Annotated in this window: 10 protein-coding genes; 6 read left to right on the plus strand and 4 right to left on the minus strand. The window is 70.9% G+C overall.

Annotated elements, in window-relative coordinates; translation table 11 throughout:
• Positions 1-148: 148 nt before the first annotated feature.
• The 3 genes from OHB13_RS23130 to OHB13_RS23140 are packed head-to-tail and all read right to left on the minus strand — an operon-like array spanning position 149 to position 3,797.
• The gene (locus tag OHB13_RS23130; protein ID WP_328378357.1) at positions 149-1,447 is read right to left on the minus strand and encodes an acyltransferase family protein; all 1,299 of its coding nucleotides are present in this window, start codon (positions 1,445-1,447) and stop codon (positions 149-151) included.
• The gene (locus tag OHB13_RS23135) at positions 1,444-2,817 is read right to left on the minus strand and encodes an alpha-2,8-polysialyltransferase family protein (protein ID WP_328378358.1); all 1,374 of its coding nucleotides are present in this window, start codon (positions 2,815-2,817) and stop codon (positions 1,444-1,446) included. Before OHB13_RS23135 ends, OHB13_RS23130 begins: the two co-directional genes overlap by 4 nt.
• Complete coding sequence (locus OHB13_RS23140) at positions 2,814-3,797, minus strand: glycosyltransferase family 2 protein (RefSeq protein WP_266853991.1); 984 nt, start codon at positions 3,795-3,797, stop codon at positions 2,814-2,816. Before OHB13_RS23140 ends, OHB13_RS23135 begins: the two co-directional genes overlap by 4 nt.
• Positions 3,798-3,984: 187 nt before the next feature.
• On the opposite strand from OHB13_RS23140, the gene OHB13_RS23145 reads away from it, so the two are divergent.
• From OHB13_RS23145 to OHB13_RS23160, 4 genes are all read left to right on the plus strand, one after another.
• A complete protein-coding gene (locus OHB13_RS23145) occupies positions 3,985-5,394 on the plus strand; it encodes a DUF6716 putative glycosyltransferase (RefSeq protein ID WP_328378359.1) in 1,410 nt (469 codons plus the stop codon).
• Positions 5,395-5,525: 131 nt separating this feature from the next.
• Complete coding sequence (locus tag OHB13_RS23150; RefSeq protein WP_328380373.1) at positions 5,526-6,695, plus strand: acylneuraminate cytidylyltransferase; 1,170 nt, start codon at positions 5,526-5,528, stop codon at positions 6,693-6,695.
• Positions 6,696-6,707: 12 nt separating this feature from the next.
• Positions 6,708-7,631, plus strand: a complete 924-nt coding sequence (locus OHB13_RS23155; protein WP_266853987.1) for an N-acetylneuraminate synthase family protein — start codon at positions 6,708-6,710, stop codon at positions 7,629-7,631.
• 52 nt (positions 7,632-7,683) lie between these two features.
• Positions 7,684-8,718 carry a hypothetical protein gene (locus tag OHB13_RS23160; RefSeq protein WP_266853985.1) on the plus strand — a complete coding sequence of 345 codons (1,035 nt, stop codon included), beginning with the start codon at positions 7,684-7,686 and terminating at the stop codon, positions 8,716-8,718.
• Positions 8,719-8,727: 9 nt separating this feature from the next.
• Here the strand turns inward: OHB13_RS23160 and lspA are convergent, their stop codons facing one another.
• The gene (gene lspA, locus OHB13_RS23165) at positions 8,728-9,282 is read right to left on the minus strand and encodes a signal peptidase II (protein ID WP_443062963.1); all 555 of its coding nucleotides are present in this window, start codon (positions 9,280-9,282) and stop codon (positions 8,728-8,730) included.
• 264 nt (positions 9,283-9,546) lie between these two features.
• Between lspA and OHB13_RS23170 the strand changes: the two genes are divergently transcribed.
• Entirely contained in the window at positions 9,547-10,941 is a 1,395-nt protein-coding gene (locus OHB13_RS23170) for an amidohydrolase (RefSeq protein WP_406070277.1), read from the plus strand.
• A 152-nt stretch (positions 10,942-11,093) separates the two neighbouring features.
• Positions 11,094-12,152, plus strand: a complete 1,059-nt coding sequence (locus OHB13_RS23175) for a BMP family lipoprotein (RefSeq protein WP_266853971.1) — start codon at positions 11,094-11,096, stop codon at positions 12,150-12,152.
• The last annotated feature ends 179 nt before the right edge of the window (positions 12,153-12,331 follow it).

The raw sequence follows: 12,331 nt of genomic DNA on the forward strand, positions 1-12,331 counted from the left end.
AGCCGGGCCGTACGAGGCGTATCAGTTTCACCCGTGCCCCCGGATAAGTAAAGGCGCGGCTCGCGTCACCGTGACGCCACGTCGGCTCGCCGGGCTGTCCGCCAACCAGGCTTCCGCATCAACGTAGTTGGCTCAGCCCGGTTGGCCTTCACCGGCTCCCCGGTGCACCGGCAACCCTCCTCGACAGCGCGGCGCGCAGCAGTGGCGTCAGCCGGTTCTCGACGTAGCGGTTGAGCAGCCAGGCCAGCCCCAGCATCAGCGCGACGGTCAGGACGAGCGTCCCGTACGAGGGGATCCCCAGCTTCCGGTGGAGTACGGCCACCACCACCCAGCCCAGATGCTCGTGCACCAGATAGAAGGGGTACGTCAGTGCCCCGGCGACCGTCAGCCAGCGCCAGTCGGCCCAGCGGAAGAAGCCGAGTGCCACCGCGCCGACCAGCACGAAGCCCAGCGTGACCACGGTGACGATCACCGCGGTGTGCCGGTAGGAGAAGAACGCCGGGTCGGCCCGGTGCCACAGGCCGGTGACCGCGTAGTGCTGGCCGATCGCCCAGCTGACGCCGGTCACGCCCCAGGCGATGACGTCCCGCCGGTCGCGGTGCAGGAGGTAGAGACCGATCCCGCCGATGAAGAACGGCGCGTACTCCGGCATCAGCACCATGCTCAGCACCGGCTGGTGCACCGCGTCGGTGATCGCGGCGGCCAGGGTCCACACCCCGCAGAAGACGAGGACGCGCTGCCGGTTGGCGCCGGGCAGCACCACACAGAGGGCGAAGAGCGCGTAGAAGCGCAGTTCGGCCCAGAGGGTCCAGCACACACCGAGGACCCGGTCGGCGCCGACCGGCTGCTGGAGCATGGTGAGGTTCACCAGCGCGTCGCTGGGCGAGACCGTCCGGTACGCGACCCAGGGGAGCGCGAACGTCGCCGTGACGATCACGATCGCCGCCCAGTACGCCGGGTAGAGGCGGGAGACCCGCGAGGCGAAGAAGGAGCGCAGCGGCCGGCCCCAGCCGCTCATGCAGATCACGAAACCGCTGATGACGAAGAAGATCTGCACCCCGAGGCAGCCGTAGGCGAACCACTCGGAGAGCGTCGGGAACTGGTGGCGGGGCGACCCGCCCCAGGCCCGGCTGATGTCGCCGTCCCGGCCGCCGTAGTGGTACGCGGCGACCATCAGGGCGGCGACCAGCCGCAGACCGTCGAGCGCGCGCAGCCGGCCGCCCGCGCGTACGGGCCGTCCATGGCCCGTACGCGCGGCGGGTATCGGCAGCGGCGCGTCGGGTGCGGGCGAGTCCGGTATCGGCAGCGGCGCTTCGCCGGAGCCGGGCGCGGCGGCGGACCCCGGTCCCTGGTCCTGGACCGCCGCGGACACCACCGCGGACCCCGGCGCGGAGACAGCGGCCGGGACAGCGGCGGGGAGTGGCACGGAGGCCGGACCGGGCGTCATCCCAGCGCGACTCTCTTGAGGGAACGGGCCCGCCGGGCCACCCGCCGTACCGTCGCGTTGCGCGGGATGAAGGCGAGCTGGGCCGGCAGCGCGCCCGGCAGCCCCAGCACGGTCAGCCGGCGGCGCTTGAAGTAGCGCCAGGTGTGGGCGTCCAGATGGCGGCTCAGATACGCCTCGGCCGCCGGCCGCAGATCGGGCCGCAACTGCGGCTGCATCGCGAAGCCCACGGCGGCGACGAGCCCCGGCAGATCGCCGGCGGGCGCGGTCCCGGTCGTGGCGCCGGGCTCCTCCAGACCGGGCAGCAGCGCGTCGACGACGGTCACCGGGACACGGTTGCTGTTCTGGTACGGGGCGAGCCGGTCGAGCAGCAGCTCCGTACCGGTGCGGGCGACCGGGATCCCGTAGAAGGCGCTCGCCGTCAGCAGCGCGGTGGAGAAGCAGCCGACCACCAGCGCCGGACGCGTCCGTTCGTACAGTGTCTCGGCGAGCAACGGTTCGGTCACCACGGTCAGTTCGGCGCCCAGCCGCTCCGCCTCCTGCTCCAGTAGCCGCGACCAGCGGGCCGGCGCCGTCGGGTGCGGCTTGAACACGACCGTGCGGTGGCCGCGCGCGACCGCCCCGCGCAGCATCCGTACATGGAGGTCCTCCTCCTCCTGCGGAGTGAGGATCTCCAGTGCCGAGAGGTACTGGCCGAGCAGCAGCGCCGGCGGCTCCGCGCACTCGGGCAGGCCCGTCGCGGACGCGGCCAGCTCGCCCAGGACCTTGCGGAAGGCGGCATCCGGCACGATCTCCGGCTCGACCCCGAACTCGGCGAGCAGCAGCGGCTTCAGGCCCGGCACCAGATCCAGATGGAGCAGCCGCCGGATCCGGGTGCCGATCAGCGGATCGATCTTGTTGCGGGTCGGGCCGTACGACATCAGCCCGTCCGCGTACACCGTGACCGGCGCGTCCTGGAAGAGCAGGGCGAGCGCCTGCGCCGGGTTGACCTGGACGGACTCGACCGCCAGCTCGATCCGGTCGTCACCGAGGTCCCAGAGCAGCCTCAACTGCCGTTCCCACAGCGGGATATCGTCGGTGCGCGGGGACCAGCCGCCCGGGTGCAGCGGGTCGATGGTGTCGTTCCAGGAGAGCACGCCGTCGAACCGGTCGCGCAGCGACGCGAAGCCGGGCATCGCGTCCAGTGCGGGAGTGGTCTCCGGGATCGCCGCGTTGTTGCTGACCAGCAGCAGCCGCCGGTCGGCGGCGTCGAAGCAGCCGCTGTCGAGCGCGGCGGCCAGGGTGGCGGCGCCGTACAGCGTGGAGGCGTAGAAGATCTGCGTCGTACGGGGCGTACCGGGGGCGCTGATCTCAGGAGCGGCGGTCGACGTCACGCTGCGGCCTCCGTCGTCAGCGGGGCCGGACGGCGGCGCAGCCGCCGCAGCCGCGAGGCGCGCGCGGTGTCCATCGAGTCGAGCGCGTCGCTCAGCAGATCCTGCGGCATCCGTTTCAGCGCGGCCGCGCTGAGCGTCCGCAATTTACGTGCCACAGCTGGTTCGAACCTTTCGATGGAGCCCAAGTGGTGCGAAATAATGGCGCAATAGGTGCGCACGGCCTTGGGAAGAAGGAGATCGGCTTCCGGGTCTTTCGATGTGTCGTCGATAACCTGGTCGAATGCGCGGATGAAATCGAGCTGGCGCACATCGCCGATCTGTGTGAGGGACGAGGCGACACCGCGCCGGTAGAACATTCCCAGCAGCCCGAGTACGGCGAATGACTCCGCTTCCCTGTGCAGCCGCCAGATCCACGGGCGGTCCTCGGCGGTGCGCAGCCCGTGGGTGAAGTGCAGCAGCCCGCGGTCCAGCAGCCTGCGGTGGTACATACCGGCCCAGGCGTACGCGTAGTCGACCGGGGTGGAGCGGTCGGCGGGCAGAATCACCTCGCGCGGAGCGGTCACCTCGCCGCGCCTGCCGTACGGGACCCGGTGGACCGTACGGGTGCTGCCCGTGCACTGCACATGGTCGGTGCGGACGAAGTCGCAGCCCAGCGCCTCCATGCCGGCGAGCAGCCGCTCGTAGTACCCGGGAGCGAGCCAGTCGTCGCCGTCCAGGAAGGTGATGTATTCGCCGCTCGCCGCGTCGAGCCCGGTGTTGCGGGCGGTGGCGAGTCCTCCGTTCTCCCGGTGTCTCAGCAGGACGGCCCCGGGAAGCTCGCGCTCCGCACGTTCGAGGATCTCCGGGGTCCCGTCCGTCGAACAGTCGTCGACGAGCAGGAACTCGAAGTCGTCGCGTGCGTTCGCGCGCAGGCTTCTGAGGGTGTCGGGGGCGTATGTCTGCACGTTGTAGAACGGCACGATGACGGAGAGCTTGACCACCTGCGTGACGCTAAGAGGCTCCCCGGCATTTGCCCTGAAGCCCGGTGGGATGGCAGGTGAACTGAATATGGCGGAACAGTGAACCGGTCGGCCCCGTTCGCCGTTTCTCCCGCTGTCGGCCCGCTGTTAACCCTTTGTTGCGGCTGAGTTGGGCCGCCGAACCGAATGCCTTTCTACCTTCGTCGTTGTGCAAGCAAGTACCAGCGATGTTCTCCGCGTTGCCGTGATCGCCGATTCCGACACCCGTTGGAAATGGGGCGCGCTCACCGCACGCCGCCTCTCCGTGGGGGAGGCCGAGCTCAGCGGCTTTCTGCTGCGGGGCCGGGCCACGCCCACCCCGCGCCAGCTCGCCGAGGTCGGCGCCGGTGTGGACACGGCCGCCGTCCGGGAGGTGACGGGGGCGGAGTTCCTCCGGGCCGTCGAGCAGGACGGCTACGACGTGGTGGTCCTCGCGCTCGTCGGCGGCGCCGTCCAGGCGATGCTGCACGGACTCGCCGCGCTCGGGAGCCCGGGGGCCGCAGCCGGAACCGCCGCAGATGGAACCTCCGCGGCCGGAACCTCCGTAGTCGGAACCTCCGCGGCCGGAACCGCCGCAGTCAGTAAGTCGGCGCGGCGCCCTGTCGTCGTCACCGGCTATGTCGGCGTGGTCTACGAGAAGCTGGCCGACGGACTCCTGCTGCGGCATGGCGCCGACGTGGTCCTCGCCAACTCGCTGCACGACGCGGAACGGTTCCGCGCGGTGTACGAGGGAGTGGGCGCCGACGCGTCCGCCGTGACCGGGAGCGCGCTGCCCTTCCTGGGCGGGGCGCCGTACGCCGGGGGCGCGCTGAAGACCGTCGTCTTCGCCGCCCAGCCCTCCGTCCCCGCCTCCCGCGATGGCCGTACCTATCTGCTGCGCCGCCTGGTCGAACACGCCCGGCTGCACCCGGACCGCGAGGTGCTGCTCAAGCTCCGTTCCCAGCCGGGCGAGCACACCACGCACATCGAGGAACTGCCCTACCAGAAGCTGGCCGAGAAGCTCCCCGGCGGACTCCCCGCCAACTTCCGTCTGGTGTACGGGCACATGGGCGATGTGCTGGACCGCACGGACCTGCTGGTCACGGTCTCCTCGACCGCGGCCCTGGAGTCCCTGCACCGGGGGATCCCCACCGCAGTCCTCACCGACCTCGGTATCCGCGAGGCGCTCGGCAACCACCACTTCCTCGGCTCGGGCTGCTTCGCCTCCTGGGACCAGCTGGACTCCGGCGCGAGCCCGGCGGCCGATCCCGCCTGGCTGGCCCGCCAGGGGGTGGCAGCCGGTGGTCCCGCCTCCGGGGGCGGCTCGTACGACACGGCTTTCGACGCCGTACGCGAACGGATCGCGCGGCTGCTCCTGGCGCCTCAACTCCCGCCGATCGAGCCCTACTACACCCACGTCACCGCGCCCGGATACCTCCCCGGCATCCTCGCCCGCTACCGCCTGGACGCCGCCCCGGCCGCCGAGACCGGCGGTGTACGGCGAGTGGTGCGCGACGCCGTGCGGGACGCGGCGCGCGGGGCGTACCGCCACGGAGTCCAGCGCGTGGCCCCCGTCATCCGCCGCATGGGAGAACTGTGATGCCCACCGAAGCCGCTGAAGCCGCTGAAGTCGCTGAAACCACTGGAGCCACCGGGGCCGCTGAACCGGCCGGGCCGGCCAGGACCGATCGGCCCGCACACCCCGCAACCCCGGCCAGGGCTCCCCGGGTCCTGGCCGTGATCCCGGCTCGCGGGGGATCCAAGGGCGTGCCCGCAAAGAACCTCGAAGCGGTCGGCGGCGTACCACTGGTGGCCCGCGCGGTCCGCGCCTGCCTCGGCGCCCGCCAGGTCACCGACGTCGCCGTGTCGACGGACGACGAGCGGATCGCGACGGCGGCGCGCGAGGCCGGCGCCGACGTGGTGCTGCGCCCCGCCGAGATCGCCGGGGACACCGCGACCAGCGAGGCGGCCGTGCTGCACGCGCTCGACGCGTACCCCGGAACGGATGTCGTGCTGCTCGTGCAGTGCACCAGCCCCTTCCTCACCAGCGAGGAGATCGACGGAGTGGCGGCCGCGGTCGCCGGAGGCGGCGCGGACACCGCGCTCACCGTCGCCCCCACACACGGCTTCATCTGGCGCGAGGAGCAGCGCGCCGACGCCGACGGCGGCGGCACGGACACCGCCGGGGTCAACCACGACAAGGCGTTCCGCCCCCGCCGCCAGGACCGCCCGCAGGACTACCTGGAGACCGGCGCGGCCTACGCCATGAACGCCGGCGGCTTCCGCGCCGCCCGGCACCGCTTCTTCGGCGAGACCGCCCTGGTCCGTACCGACCCGGCCCGCGTCCTGGAGATTGACGACCCGCACGACCTGGCCCGCGCCCGCGCCCTCGCGCCGCTCCTGGACGTCCGTACGCTGCCGGGCCGCGACGACGTCGACGCCGTCGTCCTGGACTTCGACGGCACCCAGACCGACGACCGCGTCCTCATCGACTCGGACGGCCACGAGATCGTCGCCGTCCACCGCGGCGACGGCCTCGGTATCGCGGCGCTCCGCGACACCACGGACCTCAAGATCCTGATCCTCTCCACCGAGCAGAACCCGGTCGTCGCGGCACGCGCCCGCAAGCTGCGGGTGCCCGTGCTGCACGGCATCGACCGCAAGGACCTCGCACTCAAGCAGTGGTGCGAAGAACAGGGTGTCGCGCCCGAGCGCGTGCTCTACGTCGGCAACGACGTGAACGACCTGCCGTGCTTCGGCCTCGTCGGGTGGCCCGTCGCGGTCGCCCAGGCCCACGACGCCGTACGCGGCGCCGCACGCGCGGTCACCACCACCCCCGGCGGCGAGGGCGCGATCCGCGAGATCGCCGCCTGGCTCCTGGGCCCCACCCTCAACAAGTAAGGAATCCCCCTCATGAGCACCACCCGCCTCCGTACCCTCGGCACCAAGACCGCGGGCCCCGGCCACCCCGTCTACATCACCGGCGAGATCGGCATCAACCACAACGGTGAGCTGGACAACGCCCTCGCCCTGATCGACATCGCCGCCGAAGCCGGCTGCGACGCGGTCAAGTTCCAGAAGCGCACGCCGGAGATCTGCACCCCGCGCGACCAGTGGGACATCGAGCGCGACACCCCCTGGGGCCGGATGACGTACATCGACTACCGGCACCGCGTCGAGTTCGGCGAGACCGAGTACCGGGCCATCTCCGATCACTGCGCCAAGCGCGGCATCGACTGGTTCGCATCGCCGTGGGACACCGAGGCCGTCGCGTTCCTGGAGAAGTTCGACGTACCGGCGCACAAGGTCGCGTCCGCCTCGCTCACCGACGACGAGCTGCTGCGCGCGCTGCGTGCCACCGGCCGTACGGTGATCCTCTCCACCGGCATGTCGACCCCGAAGCAGATCCGGCACGCGGTCGAGGTGCTCGGCAGCGACAACATCCTGCTCTGCCACGCCACTTCGACGTACCCGGCGAAGGCCGAGGAGCTGAACCTCCGCGTCATCAACACCCTCCAGGGGGAGTACCCGAACGTCCCGATCGGCTACAGCGGCCACGAGACCGGCCTCCAGACCACCCTGGCCGCGGTCGCGCTCGGCGCGGCGTTCGTCGAGCGCCACATCACCCTGGACCGCGCCATGTGGGGCTCCGACCAGGCGGCGTCCGTCGAGCCGCAGGGCCTCACGCGCCTCGTCCGCGACATCCGCACCATCGAGGCGTCGCTCGGTGACGGCGTCAAGAAGGTCTACGAATCGGAGCTGGCCCCGATGAAGAAACTGCGCCGTGTCACGGGCGTCGTCGCCGAGGGCGCGGACCGCGAGCCCGCGTCGGTCTGATCCGGCGGCAAGGACAGCCGGAGAAGACTGCTCCAGGAGGAGAACCGCCACTGTGAAGAGCGCCCCCGCCACGCTCGCCTTCGTGGAGAGCCCCGTCCAGCTGCTCAACCTGCTGGAGTGGGCCCACACGACGACCATGGACCTGACCGTGGTCGTCCTCTCACCGCTCGACCCCATGTCCCGCGGCCAGCTGCGCCGGATGGCCGAACTGGCCCGGGGCGAGGGGATCACGGTGCGCTGGGAGGAGGCGCGTGGGGGAGTGGCGGCGCCGTTCCAGACGATCGGCGGGCTGACACCCCTGCTGCGCGGGGCCGGCCGGATCGTCATCGGGGACCCCTTCTCGCGGTACGTGCAGCTCCTCCTCGCGCTGGCCGGCGCCCGGGACCTGACGGTGGTGGACGACGGCACGGCCACCATGGAGTTCATCGCCCAACTCGCCGCGAAGGAGCCCCTGGTCCGCTGGCACAGACGCGGCCGTCGCGGCCCCCGCGACCTGCTGTTCGCCCCCATGTCGTCGGCGGCCCGCCGCCGCCTCACCCCGTCGGACCGGCGCGCGGTCGAGGTCTTCAGCTCGATGCCGGTGACGGACGCGCCCCCCGGGCTGACGGTCACCACCAATGACTTCGCCTGGACCCGCTCCCGCTTCGGCCCGCCGAGGATCACCCGCACCTCCGACCTGGTGGGCACCTCGCTCGTGGAGACGGGGGTGGTGGACCAGGACCGCTACATCGCGGCAGTGACCGGCCTGGCCCGGACCCACCAGGTGACGCGGTACTTCGCCCACCGCCGCGAATCCACCGAGAAGCTGCACCGCCTCCACGCGGAGACGGGTCTTGAGATCGTCCGCCCGGACCTCCCCCTGGAACTGATCGCCCGCCGCGGCCCGATCGGCCGCACGATCGTGAGCTTCCCGTCCACGGTGGTCCACACCCTCCCGCTCGCCCTGGCGGGCACGGAGGTCCGGGTGGCGGTCTGCGACATCGACCCCGCCTGGCTCACGGACACGGCGTCACCGCGGGCGCAGGGCTTCCTGGCGGGGGTGACGGGAACGGCCCGCGACGTGCAGCGGCTGGCACCGGGGGTGTGAGATGCCAGGTCAGCCGGCGTCGGCTTCCGGCTGTGGCTTGCCGTAGCTCCCGTCCAGCCCCCGGCCGCGGAAGGCGAGGATCACCATCAGGGCGCCGCCGCAGGAGATGGCCCAGTCGGCGAGGTTCATCACGCTGAAATCGCGGACCGCGATGAAGTCGACGACCGCCCCTCGCAGACCTCCGGGTGAACGGAAGAGACGGTCCGTCAGATTACCGAGCGCGCCGCCCAGCAGCAGCCCCAGCGCGATCGCCCAGGGTCCGCTGTACAGCTTCCGCGCCATGCGGATGATCACCAGCGCGATGACCACGGCGATCAGCGTGAACAGGATGGTCGTCGCCCCGCCGATACCGAACGCCGCACCGGGGTTCCGCATCGCCCGCAGCTCCAGCCAGTCCCCGAGCACCTTGACGGGGGCGTGGTTCTCCAGCTTCGCGACCACAGCCAGCTTGCTGCCCAGGTCGAGCGCGTACGCGATCGCCGCCACGCCGAGCAGCAGCGGGGTCCGCCGCTTGCCCTCCGCCTCCACGTCCGGCACCGGATTCGTCACGTTCAGCCACCTCATGTCTGCCACCCGGTCGTGTCCCGGCTCGCGCTCACGGACCCACGTACGGGACCCGCCTCACCGCCAGCCTATGGACCGCCCCGCGACCGCCCGGGTCCAGGTGGGTGCGGCGCCGCCGCCGGGATTCGGCAACCGCGGCGGCACACCGCAATACCCACGGAACCCTCGCTCCAAGCCCGGCGCGCCAAGATTCTTTCGCCTAAGCGGCTGAACTTTTGTTGATCGGTGGTTAGTTGAGCAGTGAAGGGGCCTACCCTTGAACGGGTGAACCAGTTGATGTCCCGTGAGTCCTATGCCGACCAGCCCGGTGACGCCGACGGCGCCAGTGATGCCAGCGGAAGCGCCGGCGCCGGGGTCCCCGTCCTTGCCGGTGCGGCCGGTGCGGCTCTGCCCGGTGTGCTGTCCGCCGACCTCCGCGCCGAACTGATCGCCTTCCGCCGTGATCTGCACCGGCACCCGGAGCTGGGGAATCAGGAGTTCCGTACTACCGCCGCCCTCAAGGCGCGGCTGGAGCTGGCCGGGCTCGCGCCCCGCGTGCTCAGCACCGGGACCGGCCTCATCTGTGACATCGGCATCGACAGCACGGACAGCACGGACAGCACGGACAGCACGGACAGCACGGAGAGCACGGAGAGCACGGAGAGTGCGGACGGGGTCGGGGCCCCGCTCTCCGCCCCCCGCCCCATGCTCGCCCTGCGTGCCGACATCGACGCGCTGCCCATCCCCGACACCAAGACCGACTGCGACTACCGCTCCACCGTGCCCGGTATGGCGCACGCCTGCGGGCACGACGTGCACACCACCGTCGTGCTCGGCGCCGGTCTGGTGCTCGCCCGGCTGCACCGCGCCGGGCAGCTGCCGCACCCCGTGCGGCTGATCTTCCAGCCCGCCGAGGAAGTGCTCCCGGGCGGCGCCCCCGACGCCATCGAGGCCGGAGTGCTCGAAGGGGTCGGCCGGATCCTCGCCGTGCACTGCGACCCCAAGGTCGACGCCGGGCGGGTCGCGCTGCGGACCGGGGCCATCACCTCCGCCTGCGACCGGCTCGAAGTCAGCCTGGACGGGCCCGGCGGGCACACCGCGCGCCCTCACCTCACCACCGATCTGGTGACCGCCGCCGCCAAGGTCGTGTCCGAGGTGCCCGCGCTGCTGGCCCGGCGGGTCGACGCCCGGGCCGGGCTCGCCGTGACCTGGGGGCGGATCGAGGCCGGCCACGCCTGCAACGTCATCCCGCAGCACGCCGAACTCTCCGGCACTGTGCGCTGCCTGGACCTGGACACCTGGCGGGACGCCCCCGACCTGGTGCACGCGGCCATCGCCGAAGTGGCCGACCTGCACCGGGCCAAGTCGGTGATCAACTACGTACGCGGGGTGCCGCCCGTCGTCAACGACAGCGCCATGAACGAGCTGCTGCGCGACGCCATGACCGCACGCCGCGGACCGCACGCGATCGAGGACACCGAGCAGAGCCTGGGCGGTGAGGACTTCTCCTGGTATCTGGAGCATGTGCCGGGTGCGATGGCCAGGCTCGGCGTGCGGACCCCCGGTGACAGCGCCCGGGGCGACCTGCACCGGGGGGACTTCGACCCTGACGAGGCGTCGGTCGAGGTGGGCGTGGAGCTGTTCACCGCTGCCGCGTTGCTGGATGGACACCGGCTGTAGGCGGACAGGTAACCGGACCGGCCCGGCCCCGTTCGCGTCGATCCGATAACAGGTTCCGAACGGGCCTTTACCTGACATCTACGCGCGTTACGATCCTCGCGAAAACCAGCGCCGGAAGAGGCGCTCCAGGTTTGGTTTGAAGGGACCTCCTCTTGCGCCGGGTAACCAAGATCGCTGCGTCTGGCATAGCCACCGCCGCTCTCGCTCTCTCCGTCTCCGCCTGTGGCAGCACGTCGACTCAGGAAGACTCCAGCTCTTCGTCGTCCGGCTCATCCAAGGGTGGTGTCAAGGTCGGCGTCGCGTACGACGTCGGTGGCCGCGGCGATCACTCCTTCAATGACTCCGCCGCCCGCGGCATGGACAAGGCGAAGAAGGAGTTCGGCGGCAGCGTCAAGGAACTGACCGCGAAGACCAGCGACACCGAAGCGGACCGCGAGCAGCGGCTCACCGACCTGGCCGACGCGGGCTACAACCCGATCGTCGGTATCGGCTACTCCTACGCGCCTTCGATGGCGAAGGTTGCCGCGAAGTACCCGAAGGTCACCTTCGGCCTCGTGGACGCCGCGGTCAACGCGAAGAACATCGACAACATCGTCTTCACGGAGGAGCAGAGCTCCTACCTCGCCGGTGTCACCGCGGCGCTGAAGACCAAGACGAAGCATGTCGGCTTCATCGGTGGTGTGGACATCCCGCTGATCAAGAAGTTCGAGGCGGGTTACGTCCAGGGTGTCCAGGACACCAACAAGAACATCAAGATCGACCGGCAGTACCTGAGCCACGGCTCGGACACCTCTGGCTTCGCCAGCCCCGACAAGGGCAAGGAAGCCGCGCAGGGCATGCTCGACAAGGGAGCGGACGTGGTCTTCGCCGCGGCCGGTTCGTCCGGTAACGGCGCGATCGAGGCCGTCAACGGCAAGAAGGGCGCCTGGGCGATCGGCGTCGACTCGGACCAGTACAAGATCCCGTCGCTGGCGAAGTACAAGTCCTCGATCCTGACCTCGGTCGTGAAGAACGTCGACATCGGCGTCTACGACCTGGTCAAGTCGGTCCACGACGGTAAGCCCGTCACGGGCACCAACACCTACTCGCTCGCCAAGGGCGGCGTCTCGCTGTCCACCAGCGGGGGTTTCATCGACGACATCAAGCCGCAGCTCGACAAGGCGAAGAAGAAGATCGCCGATGGCGCGGTCAAGGTCAGGACCACCCCCTGACCTACCGTGTCCCTTGGGCCCGGTGAGAGGGGTTCCATCCCTCTGCCGGGCCCATAACAATGTGTCAACTCTACGCGTGTAGCGCGTAGTTGACGCGCTAGCGTCACTCCATCGCCCCCTGCCTCCGCCGGGGCCCCTCCACTGCTCCTTCTCCGAGGAGCCTCCACCGCTCCTTCTCC

This window comes from Streptomyces sp. NBC_00440, from assembly GCF_036014215.1.
Taxonomy (GTDB): Bacteria; Actinomycetota; Actinomycetes; order Streptomycetales; family Streptomycetaceae; genus Streptomyces.